Below are 17,647 nucleotides of genomic sequence, written 5' to 3' on the forward strand. Positions count from 1 at the left end.
ACCGCTTACGCTTGAAACGGGGAAAGCTTGCATGGATAAAGTCATCGTCATCACCGGTGGCAGTCGCGGCATTGGCGCCGCCACAGCCCTGTTGGCCGCAGGACTTGGCTATCGGATTTGTATCAACTACCAGTCTGATGAAGAAGCCGCGCAAGGCGTGCTGGAGCAAGTCCGTGCCCTGGGTGCGCAAGCCATTGCGGTGCGCGCCGATGTCAGCATCGAAGACGAAGTGATCGCCCTGTTTCACCGGGTGGATACTGAGCTGGGTCGGGTCACGGCGCTGGTGAATAACGCCGGTACCGTCGGGCACAAGTCTCGGGTCGATGAAATGTCCGAGTTTCGCATTCTCAAAATCCTCAAGACCAACGTGCTGGCACCCGTGTTGTGCGCCAAGCACGCGATCCTGCGCATGTCGCCCAAACACGGCGGGCAGGGTGGCAGCATCGTCAACGTCTCCTCGGTCGCCGCGCGCCTGGGTTCACCCAACGAGTACGTCGACTATGCCGCCTCCAAGGGCGCACTCGACACCTTCACCATTGGCCTGTCCAAGGAAGTGGCGGGCGAGGGGATTCGCGTCAACGCCGTACGGCCGGGCTACATCTACACCGATTTTCATGCCTTGAGCGGTGATCCGGATCGGGTCAGCAAGCTGGAGTCGGCCATCCCCATGGCCCGTGGCGGTCGGCCGGATGAAGTGGCGGAGGCGATTGTCTGGTTGTTGTCGGACAAGGCCTCGTACGCGACCGGGACTTTTATTGATCTGGGTGGCGGGCGCTAAAAAGCAAGGTCAAAAGATCGCAGCCTGCGGCAGCTCCTACTTGAGAATGCGTTTCCCTGTAGGAGCTGCCGCAGGCTGCGATCTTTTGCTTTTAGAACGATCTGACAATCCGCCCCAACGTCTCCATCGCTTTCTCGGCCGTCTCATCCCACGGGCTGCCGTAGTTCAATCGAATACAATTCCTGAAGCGCTGGGTCGGTGAAAAGATCGGCCCGGGCGCGATGCTGATGCCTTGGGCCAGCGCCATCTGGAACAACTTCAGCGAATCCATCTGCGCCGGCAGCTCCAGCCACAGGAAGTAGCCGCCAGCCGGTTGGCTGACGCGGGTTTGCGCCGGGAAATAGCGGGCAATGGCCGACAGCATGGCGCTTTGCTGCTCTTCCAGGGCGTAGCGCAGTTTACGCAGGTGCCTGTCATAGCCACCGTGTTGCAGGTAATCGGCGATGGCCGCTTGGGCCGGCATCGAGGCGCAGAGTGACGTCATCAGCTTCAATCGTTCGATTTTCTGCGCATAACGCCCGGCGGCGACCCAGCCGATGCGGTAGCCGGGGGCCAGGCTTTTGGCGAACGAACCGCAATGCATCACCAGCCCCTCGGTGTCGAACGCCTTGGCCGGTTTCGGCGCCTGTTGGCCGTAGTACAACTCGGCATAGACGTCGTCTTCGATCAGGGGCACTTGATGGCTGCGCAGCAGCTCGACAAGTGCCTGTTTCTTGTCCTCGGGCATGGTCGCGCCCATGGGGTTCTGGAAACTGGTCATGCACCAGCAGACTTTGATCGGATGGCGTTCCAGGGTTTGCGCCAGGACGCCAAGGTCGATGCCGTCGCGCGGATGCACCGGGATTTCCACGGCCTTGAGCTTCAGCCGCTCGAGTATTTGCAGGCAGGCATAGAACGCCGGGGCTTCGATCGCCACCAGGTCACCAGGCTGGGTAACGGCTTGCAGGCACAGGTTCAACGCTTCCAGGGCGCCGTTGGTGATCAGCAGTTCTTCCATCGGCAGCATCAGCCCGCCGACCATATAGCGCAGGGCGATTTGTCGCCGCAGTTGCGGATTGCCCGGCGACAGGTCGGTCACGACCATGCGCGGATCCATCTCGCGACTGGCGCTGGTCAACGAGCGCGACAGGCGTTGCAGGGGGAACAGGGTCGGGCTGGGGAAGGCCGAGCCGAAAGGCACGGTGTTCGGGTCCTTGATCGAGTCGAGGACCGAGAACACCAATTCGCTGACATCGACTTCGGTGGATTCACTGACCTGAGTGCTGATCACCGGCTCAGAAAACGGCCGGGGCGCATGGGCATTGACGAAGTACCCGGAGCGTGGCCGGGCGCGGATCAGGCCACGGCGTTCAAGCAGGTAATAGGCCTGGAATACCGTGGACGGGCTGACGCCGTAGGTCTGGCTCGCATAGCGCACCGACGGCACGCGTTGACCGGGACCGAGAACGCCGCAGCGGATCAGTTCAGCAATGTCGTCGGCGAATTTTTCGTAGCGTTTCATCGAGTGCCCGGATTGGTAATAGTCAATGTGGCGAGGGGATTCATCCCCGTTGGGCTGCGAAGCAGCCCCAGTGTTTCGTCAGACGAATCCTGCATACAGGTCTTGCGGCCGCTACGCAGCCGGACGGGGATGAATCCCCTCGCCACAGGTAAAGCCGAGGCTCCGGCAGATCGCATGCATCTTAAAGGCTCAACGATTGATCGGCGCAACAAACCGGCTCTTGGCCACGCTGAAAACGCCCGGTTCATCGTTGTCGACAACCTTGAAACCGATACTCTGCGAGCTGCTGGCTGGTCGCTGCGTGGTCATCGCCACCGACACCGGCACATCGACGATTTCGCCAGGCGCCAGGCTCAGATCGGTCTTGCCTTGCAACTGGAAGCCATCGCCATCGACGAGGTTCAGGCGGTATTCCTGGCGCTGCTGGGTCTTATTGATGATCTTGAGGCTGTAGATGTTCTCAATCTGTCCCTGACTGTTCTCACGGAACAGGCCTCGGTCTTTGCTCACGTCCAGCGACACCATCGGCCGCTGCATCAGCGCAACCACCAGCGCGGCAATCATCACCAGCAGCACGGCGGTGTAGCCGATCAAGCGTGGCCGCAACAGGTGCGTCTTGCCGCCCTGCAACTGGTGCTCGGAGGTGTAGCTGATCAGTCCACGGTCGTAACCCATTTTGTCCATGATCGAATCGCAGGCGTCGATGCACGCCGCGCAACCGATGCACTCCATCTGCAAGCCGTCGCGGATGTCGATGCCCGTGGGGCAGACCTGGACGCAGAGCTGGCAGTCGATGCAATCACCCAAGCCAACCTCGGCGGGTTTGACCTCGCGCTTGCGCGGGCCACGGTTTTCGCCGCGTGCAGTGTCGTAGGAAATGGTCAGGGTGTCCTTGTCGAACATCACGCTCTGGAACCGCGCATATGGGCACATGTGCATGCACACCGCTTCGCGCAGCCAGCCGGCATTGAGGTACGTGGCGCCGGTGAAAAACAGCACCCAGAACAGGCTGACCCCGCTGATTTGCAAGGTCAGCAGTTCTTCGGCCAATGGCCGGATTGGCGTGAAATACCCGACAAACGTCAGACCGGTCAGCAGGCTGATGGCCAGCCACAAGGTGTGCTTGGCCGAACGCCGCATCAACTTGTTAAGCCCCCATGGGGCGGCTTGCAGTTTGATCCGCTGGTTGCGTTCACCTTCGGTGATTTTCTCGCACCACATGAAAATCCAGGTCCAGGAACTCTGGGGGCAGGTGTAGCCACACCAGACCCGGCCTGCGAACACGGTGATCGCAAACAGACCGAACGCGGCGATGATCAACAGTGCCGAGAGCAGGATGAAATCCTGGGGCCAGAACGTCGCGCCGAAGATGTGGAACTTGCTTTCTGAAAGGTCCCAGAGCACCGCCTGGCGGCCGCCCCAGTTCAACCAAACGGTGCCGAAGAACAGCAGAAACAGGAAGCCCGCACCGCCGATACGCAGGTTGCGGTACAGGCCAGTGAAACTGCGGGTGTGGATCAGATTGTCGCTGGTTTTGGCCTTCATCTTGGGGCGTGAAGGTTCGTAGATCTTGACTGGGGTTGTGCTTTCTAGGGTTCGGACGGGAATTCTCTCGCTCATGGTCTTTCGCTCATCAGCCTCCATCAGGCATGAGCACTATGAGCGCCGATCTGTTTGCATAACAGGCTCAGGTAATGCTTTAAAAACCGGATCAGATTCACGATTAAGGACTGCCTGCGACAAGTTGAAGCAGCTGTCTTAACGGGATGCAAACGGCAATATCAGGCGCCGGCGGGCGTTATTGATCCGGATCAGTCAAATCACCGAATCACTGCTGGTGGCTTTCAGATGCCGGCGACCGTCCACCGCGCCTGCTACGGTCAAGGCGTCGGCTTCTGCTTCGGTGATGTAGATGCGCTGGCCATTCAAGTCCACCGCCGACATGGCTTTGTCGCCATCGGTAATGATGGTCATATCGGGGCACAAGCGAATTTCCTCGCCATTTTCGGTGGTGAAGAAGCAGGTCTGGTTGTCGATGCGCACGGTCATGGCGTGATTCCTTTTTTCATCACTGATGAACGTTAGGGCCCAGGCTCCGGCCATCGTTCTGTGCAACCGATTAATGGTCGGTGTGGTCCATCCACCATGAGCCCTCACGAGGACACGGTCATGAACGCCTGGTGGCATGAAGTCTGGGTGACCCTGCAGGCCGAGTTCGCGGACATCGGCGACGCCTCGCAACTGACCCGCATCACCGTGCGTCTGCTGATGGCGGCGGTGCTGGGCGCGATTCTCGGTTTCGAACGCGAGCACAAGGGCAAGGCCGCGGGCGTGCGTACCCACATGCTCGTCGCACTGGGCGCGGCGCTGTTCGTGCTGGTGCCGCAGATGTCCGGCGCCCAGGCCGATGCCATGAGTCGGGTGGTACAAGGCGTCATCGCCGGCATCGGCTTTCTCGGTGCTGGCACCATTCTGAAAAACCGCGAAGGCGACGAAGGCCACGTCAAAGGCCTGACCACGGCCGCCGGTCTATGGATGACCGCCGCCATCGGTGTCTCGGCCGGATTGGGGAGGGAAGCGACGGCGGTATTCAGTACCTTCCTGGCGCTGGCCATCCTCGGCGTAATGCCCATGATCGTGAACAAACTCGAAAAAGACCGGTGATCGTCTGTAGGAGCTGCCGAAGGCTGCGATCTTTTGATGTTGATCTTCAGCGTTTTTCCAGCGCAGCCAAGAGCAAGATCAAAAGATCGCAGCCTGCGGCAGCTCCTACATTGAATCTTCATGTAGATGGGACAGTGTTTCAGGGATTGACGATCACCGGCGGCATGGTCGTCGGCGGTTCTTCCCTTGGCGGCGGGGTGGTGCCGGGTGGGTCCTGTTCGGGCACCGGTTGCGGGGTGGTTGGCGGGATGACGGGTTGGTCGATGTTCGGGTCGGGTGTTTCGGCCGGGAATGGATTGGTCATTGTTCAAGCCTCCGGTGGCACATGGCGTGAGTCGTGCTTAAGTTGGTTGACCGCCGTACAAGGGATTTGATTCCAGACCATTTGCGGTGAACTTTGCAGGCAGCCGTCGCTCGGAACCTAAGTGAGTTCATTCGGAGAGGGACGGGCCGATGTGAATGACAACCCCACACGTGAGCGTCCTTGGGGCGTACAGGAGCGATGCTCGATGACGACCGAAAAACCTGGAGATCTGAGCTACAACCCACACATTCCGCTGTCGCAAGCGCTGTTGTTGCCGCGCATCGTGATTGAGAACGTCATGCCGACCCTCGACGGCGGACAGTTCGCGGTCAAGGCCGTGGTCGGGCAGGACGTGGTGGTGACCGCCAAGGTGTTTGCCGACGGTCACGACAAGCTGGCCGTGCGCATACGCTGGCATGCCGAAGGTGATGAGGTCTGGCACAGCGAGGTCATGGCCGATCAGGGCAATAACGGCTGGCAGGGCGCGTTCCGTGTGCAAGAACAAGGCCGCTATGTGTTCTGTATCGAAGCCTGGATCGATCAGTTCGCCAGTTTCCGTTATGAGCTGGAAAAAAAGCATCTGGCGGCAGTGCCGGTCAGCCTGGAACTTCAGGAAGGCCGGCTTCAGGTTCAACAGGCCGCTGAACGGACAGAAGGTCAACTGAGCGAACAACTGGCGGCGTTGCACCATGAATTGTCGGGCCTGCTGGAAACCGAGCAGGTTGCGCTGTTTTTGCACCCACGTAGCGCCGATTTGATGGCCCAGGCCGATCACCGTGCTTATCTGAGCCTCAGTCCCGAATTCCCGGTGGATGTCGAGCGTACGCTGGCACAGTTCGCCAGTTGGTATGAGCTGTTTCCCCGTTCGATCACCGATGATCCGGCGCGCCACGGCACGTTCAACGATGTGCATTCACGGCTGGCGATGATTCAGGACATGGGTTTTGACGTCCTGTACTTCCCGCCGATTCACCCCATTGGCCGCAGCTATCGCAAAGGCCCGAATAATTCCCTCACTGCCGGCCCCGATGACCCAGGCAGCCCTTATGCCATTGGCAGCCCCGAAGGCGGGCACGAAGCGATTCATTCAGAGCTGGGCACTCGCGAGGACTTCCGTCGTTTGGTGGCGGCAGCAGCAGATCACGGCCTGGAAATCGCCCTCGATTTCGCGATCCAGTGCTCCCAGGACCATCCCTGGTTGCAGCAGCATCCTGGCTGGTTCAACTGGCGTCCGGACGGCACGATCAAATACGCGGAGAACCCGCCGAAAAAATACCAGGACATCGTCAACGTCGACTTCTATGCGGTCGAGGCGATTCCCAGCCTGTGGGTTGAGTTGCGCGATATTGTCGTCGGTTGGGTGTTGGAGGGCGTGAAGGTGTTTCGCGTCGATAACCCGCACACCAAGCCATTGCCGTTTTGGCAATGGCTGATCGCCGATGTACGGGCGCTGTACCCAGACGTGATCTTCCTCGCCGAAGCCTTTACCACGCCCGCCATGATGGCGCGACTGGGCAAGGTCGGTTACTCCCAGAGTTACACCTACTTCACCTGGCGCAACACCAAACAGGAGTTGGCGACCTACTTCACCGAACTCAATGAGTCGCCGTGGCGCGAATGCTACCGGCCGAATTTCTTCGTCAACACGCCGGACATCAACCCGGCTTTCCTGCATGAATCCGGGCGCCCTGGCTTTCTGATTCGCGCGGCGCTGGCCACCATGGGGTCCGGTTTGTGGGGTATGTATTCGGGCTTTGAGCTGTGCGAGTCGGCACCGATTCCGGGCAAGGAGGAGTACCTCAATTCCGAGAAGTACGAGATCCGCCCAAGGGACTTCACCGCACCGGGCAACATCATTGCCGAGATCGCCCAGCTCAACCGCATTCGCCGGCAGAACCCGGCGCTGCACACGCACCTGGGCCTGAAAATCTACAACGCCTGGAACGACAACATTCTGTACTTCGGCAAGCGCAGCGCCGACGGCAGCAATTTCATCCTGGTGGCGGTCAGCCTCGACCCGCATCACGTGCAGGAGGCGAATTTCGAATTGCCACTGTGGGAAATGGGCCTGCCCGACGATGCCAGCACCCAGGGCGAGGACCTGATGAACGGCCATCGCTGGACGTGGCACGGCAAGCACCAGTTCATGCGCATCGACCCGGCGTACCTGCCGTTCGGGATTTGGCGGATCAGCGCCTCATAGAATCACCTCGGATATCTGTGGTGAGGGGATTTATCTGTGGCGAGGGGATTTATCCCCGCTGGGCCGCGAAGCAGCCCCCCAAAAAATAACCCAGACAATCCATTACTCCAGTCAGACACGGGTGCACAGAATCTACGACTGCTTCGCAGCCGAACGGGGATAAATCCCCTCGCCACAGAAGCCTTCATTCCAAGTTATTGGCCCTGTGGTTTGAATCAAACAGGAGTTTCACATGGCGAAGAAACCCAAGGCAGCCACGTTCATCAAGGACCCGCTCTGGTACAAGGACGCGGTGATCTATCAGGTTCACATAAAATCCTATTTCGACTCCAATAACGACGGTATCGGTGATTTTCCCGGCTTGATCGCCAAACTCGACTACATCGCCGAACTGGGCGTCAACACCATCTGGCTCCTGCCGTTCTATCCCTCGCCACGTCGTGATGATGGGTACGACATTGCCGAATACCGTGGCGTGCACAGCGATTACGGCACCCTGGCCGATGCCAAGCGCTTCATCGCCGAGGCGCACAAGCGCGGCTTGCGGGTGATTACCGAACTGGTCATCAACCACACCTCGGACCAACACCCGTGGTTCCAGCGCGCACGCAAGGCCAAGAAAGGTTCGGCGGCGCGGGATTTCTATGTGTGGTCCGATGACGATCAAAAATACGACGGCACCCGCATCATCTTTCTCGATACCGAAAAGTCCAACTGGACCTGGGACCCAGTGGCCGGTCAGTACTTCTGGCACCGTTTTTATTCCCACCAGCCGGACCTGAATTTCGATAACCCGCAGGTGATGAAAGCCGTGTTGTCGGTGATGCGCTACTGGCTCGACATGGGCATCGACGGCCTGCGCCTGGACGCGATTCCCTACCTGATCGAACGCGACGGCACCAACAACGAAAACCTGCCGGAGACCCACGACGTCCTCAAGCAGATCCGTGCCGAAATCGATGCCAACTACCCAGACCGCATGCTGCTGGCCGAGGCCAATCAATGGCCGGAAGACACGCAACTGTACTTCGGCGACACCGACAAAAACGGCCTCAACGGCGACGAATGCCACATGGCGTTCCACTTTCCGCTGATGCCGCGCATGTACATGGCGCTGGCCCAGGAAGACCGCTTTCCGATCACCGATATTTTGCGCCAGACCCCGGAGATCCCGGCCAACTGCCAGTGGGCGATCTTTCTGCGCAACCACGATGAACTCACCCTGGAGATGGTCACTGACCGCGAGCGCGACTACCTGTGGAACTACTATGCCGCTGACCGCCGGGCGCGGATCAACCTGGGCATTCGCCGGCGCCTGGCGCCATTGATGGAACGCGACCGGCGCCGGGTGGAATTGCTCAACAGCTTGCTGCTGTCGATGCCCGGCACGCCGACCCTGTATTACGGCGATGAAATCGGCATGGGCGACAACATCTACCTCGGCGACCGCGATGGCGTGCGCACGCCCATGCAATGGTCGATCGACCGCAATGGCGGATTCTCCCGTGCAGACCCGGCGAGCCTGGTGCTGCCGCCGATTATGGACCCGCAATACGGCTACCTATCGGTCAACGTCGAGACCCAGTCTGGCGACCCGCATTCGCTGCTCAACTGGACCCGGCGCCTGCTTGCGGTACGCAAGCAATCCAAGGCGTTCGGCCGTGGCACGTTGAAAATGCTCTCGCCGACCAACCGCCGCGTCCTGGCCTATACCCGCGAATACACCGGCCCTGACGGCAAGCACGAAATCATCCTGTGCGTGGCCAACGTTTCACGCAGCGCCCAGGCGGTGGAGCTGGACCTGGCGGCGTACGTCGGCATGGTGCCGGTGGAGATGCTGGGCGGGAACGCGTTTCCACCTATCGGCCAGTTGAGTTTCCTGCTGACCCTGGCGCCTTACGGTTTCTATTGGTTCGGCCTGGCGGCCGAGAATCAGATGCCGAGTTGGCATGTGGAACCGGCGCAGAGCCTGCCGGACTTCACCACGCTGGTACTGAAAAAGCGCATGGAAGAGCTGCTCGAAGCACCATCACGGGGCACGCTGGAGAAAGACATCCTGCCGAACTGGCTACAGAACCGCCGCTGGTTTGCCGGCAAAGATGCCGCCATCGAGCACGTCAGCCTTGCCTACGGTGTGCGGTTCGGGGATGCGCAGCACCCGGTGTTGTTGAGCGAAATTGAGGTCACCAGCGCCGGCCAGACCAGCCGCTATCAATTGCCCTTCGGTTTCATTACCGAAGAGCAGGTGGGTACCGCATTGCCGCAACAGCTTGCTCTTTCAAGAGTACGTCGTGGACCCCAAGTCGGTTTGATCACCGATGCGTTCAGCCTGGAGGCCTATATCCACGCGGTGTTGCAGAGCATTCAGGAGAGCAGGGTGCTGCCTTTGGAGGGCGGCGAGATCCGCTTTGAACCGACCGCCGAGCTGGCAAAACTGGGTCTGACGGCCGAGTCGGAGGTGCGTTATCTGTCGGCCGAACAATCCAACAGTTCAGTGGTGATCGGCGCCAGCCTGGTGCTCAAGCTGATTCGCAAGGTCGCGCCGGGTGTTCACCCGGAACTGGAGATGAGCGCCTACCTGACCGACGCCGGTTTCCGCCATATTTCGCCGTTGCTCGGTGCCGTGGTGCGCCGGGACGCCAAGGGGGAAGACAATCTGTTGATGATCGCCCAGGGCTACTTGAGCAATCAGGGCGACGCCTGGGAATGGACACAGAACAACCTCGAACGGGCGCTGCGCGATGAACTGGCGGACGCCCTGTCCGAGCAGGCGCAGCACTACAACGCTCTAGGCGAATTGAAAGATTTCGCTGGCATGCTCGGCCAGCGTCTGGGGGAAATGCATCAGGTACTGGCAGTGCCAAGCAACAACCCGGACTTCAACCCACACGTCACCACACACAAAGACGCATTGGCATCGGCCAAGGATGTGGCGGCACAAATCGAGCATGCATTGAAGTTGCTTAAACTACATCAAGACGAATTGAGCCTGGCGGACCAAACCCTGGTCAGCCAATTACTGGACAACAAAAAAGCCATCCTCGGCCACGTTCAGGCATTGGCCAAACAAACGACAGGCGGCTTGCGCATTCGCGTGCACGGCGATCTGCATTTGGGCCAGGTGTTGGTCATCAAAGGGGATGCGTACCTGATCGACTTCGAGGGCGAGCCGGCTCGTCCCTTGCATGAACGTCGGGGCAAACACAGTCCGTACAAGGATGTCAGCGGTGTGTTGCGCTCCTTCGACTATGCAGCGGCCATGGCGATGAATGTGCAGAGCGTCGACAACAGCGAGGTGGCGCAAGCGGCTCGTCAACGGGTTGCGGATCGCTATTTAAGTGAAGCAAAACATGCATTTGTGGTCGCTTATCGGCAAGCGGCAGCTACGCTTGGCCATGCATGGCAAGATCCGGAAGGCGAGGACGCCGCCTTGGCGTTGTTCAGCCTGGAGAAGGCAGCGTATGAAGTGGCCTATGAGGCGGAAAATCGCCCCGGTTGGCTGCCCGTGCCTTTGCACGGTTTGCACGGGTTATTGAGTGGGCTCAAACCCTTTTCCGATCTTGGTGGAGAGTAGTCATGAGTTTCTCGAACAAGGAACAGGGTCATCATCACAAAGAAGCGCTATTGCCCGGCGCGCGGGACATCGATGCATTGGTGCGCGCCGAGCATCATGACCCTTTTGCCATTCTCGGTCCCCACGGCGATGGTGTCGGCGGGCAATACATTCGGGCGTATCTGCCGGGCGCCCTGAGCGTCCAGGTGTTGGCGAGGGACTCCGGGGAGGCACTCGGCGACCTTGAAATGACCGAAGCCCCAGGACTGTTCGTCGGCCACTTCGACCGGGCGCAACCGTACCTGTTGCGCACCCGTTGGGCTGGTGGCGAACAGACCGCCGAAGACCCCTACAGCTTTGGTCCCTTGCTGGGCGACATGGATTTGTACCTGTTCGCCGAGGGCAATCACCGGGACCTGAGCAGTTGCCTCGGTGCGCAGTTGCAGACCGTGGACGGGGTTGATGGTGTGCGCTTTGCCGTATGGGCGCCGAATGCCAGAAGGGTATCGGTGGTGGGGGATTTCAACGTCTGGGACGGGCGGCGCCACCCGATGCGCGTGCGCCATCCCACCGGGGTCTGGGAACTGTTCGTTCCGCGCCTGCAAGCGGGGGAGGCGTATAAGTACGAAATCCTCGGCCAGCAGGGGATTCTGCCGCTGAAGGCCGACCCCATGGCGCTGGCCACCAGCCTGCCGCCGGACACCGCTTCGAAAGTCGCCTCACCGCTGAAGATCGATTGGCAAGACCAGGACTGGATGCAGTCCCGCGGCGAGCGGCAGCGTCCCACCGCGCCCCTGTCGATCTACGAATTGCACGCCGGTTCCTGGCAATGCGAGCTGGACGATTTGGGCGAAGTGGCCCGTCAGTACACTTGGCCTGAGCTGGCCGAGCGGCTGATTCCGTATGTCAAAGAGCTGGGGTTCACCCACATCGAACTGATGCCGATCATGGAGCACCCGTTTGGTGGCTCGTGGGGTTATCAATTGCTGTCGCAGTTCGCCACCAGTGCCCGCTACGGCACCGGGGATGAGTTCGCGGCCTTCGTCAATGCCTGCCACCAGGCGCAAATTGGCGTGATCCTCGACTGGGTGCCGGCGCATTTCCCCACCGACACCCATGGCTTGGCGAATTTCGACGGCACCGCGCTGTACGAATACGGCAATCCACAGGAAGGCTTTCATCAGGATTGGGACACGCTGATCTACAACCTGGGGCGCACCGAAGTGCACGGCTACATGCTGGCCTCGGCGCTGCACTGGCTCAAGCATTTCCACGTTGATGGCCTGCGGGTCGATGCGGTGGCGTCGATGCTGTACCGCGATTACTCGCGCAAGGCCGGTGAGTGGGTGCCGAACCGTCACGGCGGTCGAGAGAATTTGGAAGCCATCGACTTCCTGCGTCACTTGAACGACGTGGTCGCGCTGGAAGCACCGGGCGCGCTGGTGATTGCCGAGGAATCCACGGCCTGGCCGGGGGTCAGCCAGAGCACGCAACAGGGCGGACTGGGTTTTGCCTACAAATGGAACATGGGCTGGATGCACGATTCGCTGCATTACATCCAACAGGACCCGGTGTACCGCGCCCATCACCACAACGAACTGAGTTTCGGCCTGGTGTATGCGTGGTCCGAGCGATTCATCCTGCCGATCTCCCATGACGAGGTGGTGCACGGTAAGCATTCGTTGATCGACAAGATGCCCGGTGACCGCTGGCAGAAATTCGCCAACCTGCGGGCGTACCTGAGTTTCATGTGGACCCATCCGGGCAAAAAGCTGTTGTTCATGGGCTGCGAGTTTGGCCAGTGGCGCGAGTGGAATCACGATCAGCAACTGGACTGGTATCTGCTGCAATACTCCGAACACAAGGGCGTGCAGAAACTGGTCGGCGACCTCAACCGGCTGTATCGCGAGGAACCGGCGCTGCACGAACAGGACGATGTGCCGCAGGGTTTCCAATGGATGATTGGTGACGATGCGATCAACAGCGTTTACGCCTGGTTGCGTTGGAGCAAAGCGGGTAAGCCTGTGCTGGTAGTGGCCAACTTCACCCCGGTGCCCCGTGAGGCTTACCGTGTCGGGGTGCCGTTCGCCGGGCACTGGGTTGAGCGGTTCAACAGCGATTCGTCGATCTATGCCGGTTCCAATTACGGCAACAGCGGCGGGGCGATGGCAGAAGAAGCACCGAGCCATGGCCAGGCGTTGTCACTGGTGTTGAATCTGCCGCCGTTGGCGGTGTTGATATTGAATCCAGAGGGTTGATCCAGAACCGCTGATCGCGAGCAAGCTATGCTCCTACACAGGCAAAGGCGCCGTAACCTGTAGGAGCAAGGCTTGCCCGCGATAGCGTCAGCCCTGGCAAAACACCTCTTGAGGTCGATCCCTCACCACCGCATCCGTACACCCAGGCTGCCAATCAAGCCGTTCAAGTCGTTGTCGTCCACATTGCTGCTGTAATCGGCGCTGACGTACAGGCTCACGGTGGGCGTCATTCTGGCGACCAGGCCCAGTCCCAATTCCACCGTTGAAGAGTTGCGACTGCTGCTGATCTTGTCGACCTGATCGAGGGTCACCGTGTTGCCGGTGTACACCGTGTGCCACAAGTTGGTTCGCACATAGGGTTCGACGCCCAGGCCGTTGATGTCGTAACTGCCTTTCAATTTGGCGCCGACCCGGCCGCTCCACGAACTCAGGTCGGTGGACGATGCATTGCCCGAGCCCGCGTAAGGTGTATCGAGGGTGATGCGCTGATTGATCAATTGCGCCTGGGGTTCAACCACCCAGTTTTTACTGAGGCCGATCGGAAAACCACCTTCGACCGACAACGTCACCGCGCTGCCTTCGGTGGCTTGCCGTGCACCTTGTTCGTTGCGGCTGAAACCATTGACGCGACCGCCGCTGGCCGACAGGTCGACATGCCAGCCTTGAGGCCCTATCAAGCTGTAGTAGGCGCCGAGGCTTTCGCCTTGCAGGTTGAGGGTGTCGCTGTTGGGGTCTGACATGCCGCGATTGCTCAGCAGGCCATCGCTGTTGCCCTGGATCTGGAGGGTGCCACCGATCAGGCCGACCTGCTGGGTAAGGCCGCTACTGCTTTGCAAGGTGAGGATCGCCGGGCCCTTGAGTTCACCTGAGCCTGCATGGGTGAAACCTGGAGCCAGGGCATCGGTTTGCGCCTGGCGTGAGGTTTGGCCATAAAGCTGGTCCCAGGCTAAGGGTGCCGCGTCTTCGGTGGTTAAGTGACTACTTCGCATATCGGGGGCAGGACTGAAACGGCGGGGGTACGTGGTCGCGAGAGTGGGCAGGGAAAGCACCGGAATGTCCTGGCGGTACCAGGGCGTTGTTTCTTCGTCAGCCGGTGAAGCCTGCACTTCCATGGTGGAGCACAACAGGAGCGAGCTCGAGACAGTGCAAAAAGTAACTTTGATCTCTTGTTGGGTGAATGAAGTTCTCATGGTGTGGCTACCTTGCAATCGCGTGCCGTACGTGCCTTGGCGTCTCTCCTACCCCTAGCGAGGGGCGACCGAATGGAAGGGGGCAAGCCGGGGGCCGCCCGATTGCGCGGGTGTCTTTGGGGGCTTGCCCCTGATAGTGATTCCGGGGGTAGTAACGTGAAGTCAAGAAGACCCCCGGTGCTGCGTCAAGAAAATGGCCGATAAATGGTAGGGGTATTTCGGGTCTTATAAGTGACTGATTTACGACGCATCCCTAAGCTGTTGTTTATTGGATAAATCGTCAAAAAACTCGCGTGCTAGAGCGGTTGCTCGGTATTACCAGCTCAACCTCAGCCCCAGGTTTGCCGCTACCCCGCGTTGCTGGTTGCTGTCGATATTGCTGCTGTAATCGACATTGGCGTACACGCTGACATCCTTGGCCAGGGTTAAATTGGCACCGATGCCGAGATCGGCCCACGAGGATTTCTGTTCGGTGTCGATATCGGTGGTGTTGGCAAAAGTGACCGTGTCGGTGCCGGAGAAGGTGTGCCACAGGTTGGCGCGCAGCGAGGGCTCCAATGGCAAGCCGGCGACATCGTAGCGACCCTTGAGGCGTACGCCGAGTCGCCCGGTTTCGGCGGAGTCGGACTCGAAGGAGACCCGGGAGATGCCGTCATCCTGACTGTCGAGATTGACCTTCTGCTGGATGATTTGCGCCTGGGGTTCGATCACCCAGCGGTCAGTGAGAGGGAAGGGGTAGCCGGTCTCTGCCGACAGCGTCAGGACATGACCGTCATTATTGATTTTCAGGCCGCGATCGGAATGGCTATCGCCTTTGAGCCAGATGTACATGCCCACTAAATCGAGATACCAACCCTGGGGATCCGTGAGGGTCCAGTACAGGCCGAGGCTGTCGCCTTCGAGCTCGACTTTGCCGGCACGGTTGTGTTGAAAACCCCGGTTGAAGCCGTCGACATCGCCCTTCAAGCGACTGTGCCCGATAAAGAAACCGCTGCGTTGGGTGTGACCGCCTGAAGTTTGGGATGCGTACAGATCATTGCCCACCTGAAACCCTTTGATCGAACCGTCGAATCTTGGCGTAACGGTGCCGGCCCAGGTCTGGTCGAGGTCCTTGCCGTAGACTCGCCCCCAACCCGCGCCGAAAGCCCCGGTTTCGTTGAGCAGGCGCTGATCGCCCTGGCGATCATGGAAGGTGCCGAGGGTGGTCAGGGCCAGTTGCGCCGCGGCGGGCGGCAAGACTGACCAGACGGGCACTTCCTGGCGGTACAAGGGAATGACCTTGGCGCTTGGTGTCGGTGTCGGTGTCGGTGTCGGTGTCGGGATGGGTGTGGGCGTGGTTCCGGGTGCAGGTGCAGGTGCAGAAACGACTATGAATTCGGGCGCTGGCAGCGGCGGGCTTCCGGCCGAAGCCACGGGTATCGGCACCAGGGGCACCAGAATGGGCGGCAAGGTCGGATCGGGATTGGCTACCGCGATCACCGGTACAGGCACGACGGCAGAACGCAAGTACCAACTGTTCTCACTGCCCGGTGTGACGCCGCCCTTGTACAGGACGTAATCGAAGGCGCCGGCCGACAAGGGGGTCTTGAGCGTGAAGGCACTCGCGTCGCTGGTTGCCGTGCCTTGGGCCTCGACCACCTGAATACCGTTCTGCAGGGTTTGCGCGCCGGCGCCCCCCAGATTAGTGACGGAGATTGCCGTGGTGCCGGTCAGGGTCCCGTTATTGACCACCAGCTTGTCACTGGGTGCACTGTCATCGCCGAGCACGCTTTGTAACAGCAACTGCCCGCCACTGCCCGCGTAATTGCCCTGAACCGTCAATGTGTCGCTGGTGCGGGTATTGCCGCTGCCCAGGTCGATGATCCCGGCGTTGTTCAACGTGGTGAGTTGTCCGGTGGAGAAGGGCGTGATGCTGCCTTGGGTCGACGTCAGGACGCTGCTGGCGTCGATGTTCAATACCCCGGTGCCACTGGTGCTGTCACCCAGCACGAGATTGCCGGAGAGGTCGAACTGCGAGCTGTTGTTCAGGTTGACCGTTTCCCAATTGACGTAGCGCTCGGCACCGGCCGTGGTGGTGTGGTCGAACGTCAGCACATCGTTGCCGCTGCCACCGTTCAGGCTCGGGGTCTGGGACAGGACGCTTTCATTGAGATTGCGCACCGTCGCGGTGTCATTGCCGTCTTCCATCAGGATGGCCGAGTGGAGAATGCCACCGCCATCCCAGGTAAACGTGTCGTTGCCGGTGCTGGTGCGGATCTGGCCAAAGACTTCGCCCCCCGTCACAGTGACGCTGTCATTGCCCCCGCTCACGCTGATGAACCCGCCGATGCTGCCGCCCGACACAATGATGGTGTCGGTGCCGAAACCGGTGACCAGGTTGCCGTCGATCACACCACCGGACAGGTCGAACAGGTTGTTATCGAGCTTCATGTCGACCCGCCCGATCCGGCCCCCGGTCATGACCGCCGTATCGCCATCTTCGAAGGCGCCGATGATCCTGCCGCCACTCATCGTGAAGAAATCGCGGCTATCACCCTGGGCCAGGGACTGAATGGTCCCGCCGCTCATAGTGAAGTTATCGACGCCATTGCCTTGATTGACCGCACCGGTGATTTGCCCGGCGCTGAGGGTGAGGGTGTCGGCACCATCGCCCTGATTGAGCGAACCGATGATGCTGCCGGAATTCATGTTGACCGTGTCGGTGCCGGCACCGAACGTCACGTTGCCATTGATCGTACCGCTGCCATTGGCGGGGAAGGTCAGGTTGTTATTACCCGCCAGATCGGTCAGCGGCCCACTACTGGCGCTGTCACAGACGAAGTTGTCGTTGCCGGCGGTGGGGATCAGCGTACAGGCCGCGTGGGAGGGGTGGGCCCACCCCACGCCCAGCAGGAGTGAAACGGTGCAGGCGCCATAACGGAACTTGGACCAATCGCTGGAAAACTTCATGCTCGTCTCCGCTTGAGGATTGGCGACTGAATTGCCACATGTCAAAAATGGCAAGGCTTCAGGCACCCTCGGCAGCGCGGGTTGCGAGACAGCATCGGGAAGGCAATCACCCGTAATTGAAAACCTTCAGCAACAACGGCCGCTATGAGTCGCACGTCCATACGCTCAGTTGTACGGACGAGTGCAACGTAGCAGCAGTTATTTTGTGTATCTACTGTCAAAAATAACAGGTGAAACGATTAATCGG

11 protein-coding genes are annotated in these 17,647 nt (G+C 60.0%); 5 read left to right on the forward strand and 6 right to left on the reverse strand.

Annotation, left to right across the window (positions count from 1 at the left end; all coding sequences use genetic code 11):
- Nucleotides 1-31 precede the first annotated feature (31 nt).
- Complete coding sequence (locus ABTV22_RS13440; RefSeq protein ID WP_433740807.1) at nucleotides 32-778, forward strand: SDR family oxidoreductase; 747 nt, start codon at nucleotides 32-34, stop codon at nucleotides 776-778.
- A gap of 91 nt (nucleotides 779-869) precedes the next feature.
- On the opposite strand, the gene mapR is transcribed toward ABTV22_RS13440, so the two are convergent.
- The 3 genes from mapR to ABTV22_RS13455 all read right to left on the reverse strand — a co-directional run bounded on the left by mapR (nucleotide 870) and on the right by ABTV22_RS13455 (nucleotide 4,328).
- Nucleotides 870-2,279, reverse strand: a complete 1,410-nt coding sequence (gene mapR / locus ABTV22_RS13445) for a GntR family transcriptional regulator MpaR (protein WP_433740809.1) — start codon at nucleotides 2,277-2,279, stop codon at nucleotides 870-872.
- Between the two features lie 189 nt (nucleotides 2,280-2,468).
- A complete protein-coding gene (ccoG, locus tag ABTV22_RS13450) occupies nucleotides 2,469-3,899 on the reverse strand; it encodes a cytochrome c oxidase accessory protein CcoG (protein WP_433740810.1) in 1,431 nt (476 codons plus the stop codon).
- A gap of 195 nt (nucleotides 3,900-4,094) precedes the next feature.
- The gene (locus ABTV22_RS13455) at nucleotides 4,095-4,328 is read right to left on the reverse strand and encodes a DUF3203 family protein (protein WP_433740812.1); all 234 of its coding nucleotides are present in this window, start codon (nucleotides 4,326-4,328) and stop codon (nucleotides 4,095-4,097) included.
- A 120-nt stretch (nucleotides 4,329-4,448) separates the two neighbouring features.
- Between ABTV22_RS13455 and ABTV22_RS13460 the strand changes: the two genes are divergently transcribed.
- Entirely contained in the window at nucleotides 4,449-4,943 is a 495-nt protein-coding gene (locus ABTV22_RS13460) for an MgtC/SapB family protein (RefSeq protein ID WP_433740814.1), read from the forward strand.
- A 139-nt stretch (nucleotides 4,944-5,082) separates the two neighbouring features.
- Here the strand turns inward: ABTV22_RS13460 and ABTV22_RS13465 are convergent, their stop codons facing one another.
- Entirely contained in the window at nucleotides 5,083-5,247 is a 165-nt protein-coding gene (locus tag ABTV22_RS13465; protein WP_433740815.1) for a hypothetical protein, read from the reverse strand.
- 205 nt (nucleotides 5,248-5,452) lie between these two features.
- Here ABTV22_RS13465 and ABTV22_RS13470 point away from each other — a divergent pair, with 205 nt between their 5' ends.
- The 3 genes from ABTV22_RS13470 to glgB all read left to right on the forward strand — a co-directional run bounded on the left by ABTV22_RS13470 (nucleotide 5,453) and on the right by glgB (nucleotide 13,261).
- On the forward strand, nucleotides 5,453-7,450 hold the full coding sequence (locus ABTV22_RS13470; protein WP_433740816.1) for an alpha-1,4-glucan--maltose-1-phosphate maltosyltransferase: 1,998 nt from the start codon (nucleotides 5,453-5,455) through the stop codon (nucleotides 7,448-7,450).
- A 232-nt stretch (nucleotides 7,451-7,682) separates the two neighbouring features.
- Complete coding sequence (gene treS, locus ABTV22_RS13475) at nucleotides 7,683-11,024, forward strand: maltose alpha-D-glucosyltransferase (RefSeq protein WP_433740818.1); 3,342 nt, start codon at nucleotides 7,683-7,685, stop codon at nucleotides 11,022-11,024.
- A 2-nt stretch (nucleotides 11,025-11,026) separates the two neighbouring features.
- Nucleotides 11,027-13,261: a 1,4-alpha-glucan branching protein GlgB gene (gene glgB, locus ABTV22_RS13480; protein ID WP_433740819.1), complete on the forward strand. Its 2,235-nt coding sequence runs from the start codon at nucleotides 11,027-11,029 to the stop codon at nucleotides 13,259-13,261.
- A gap of 122 nt (nucleotides 13,262-13,383) precedes the next feature.
- Here glgB and ABTV22_RS13485 read toward each other — a convergent pair whose 3' ends face one another.
- Both ABTV22_RS13485 and ABTV22_RS13490 read right to left on the reverse strand, forming a co-directional pair.
- Entirely contained in the window at nucleotides 13,384-14,451 is a 1,068-nt protein-coding gene (locus ABTV22_RS13485; RefSeq protein ID WP_433740821.1) for an autotransporter outer membrane beta-barrel domain-containing protein, read from the reverse strand.
- A 315-nt stretch (nucleotides 14,452-14,766) separates the two neighbouring features.
- The gene (locus ABTV22_RS13490) at nucleotides 14,767-17,400 is read right to left on the reverse strand and encodes an autotransporter outer membrane beta-barrel domain-containing protein (protein ID WP_433740823.1); all 2,634 of its coding nucleotides are present in this window, start codon (nucleotides 17,398-17,400) and stop codon (nucleotides 14,767-14,769) included.
- Nucleotides 17,401-17,647: the final 247 nt, after the last annotated feature.

Source organism: Pseudomonas putida (genome assembly GCF_050990305.1).
GTDB classification, from domain to species: Bacteria; Pseudomonadota; Gammaproteobacteria; order Pseudomonadales; family Pseudomonadaceae; genus Aquipseudomonas; species Aquipseudomonas putida_AH.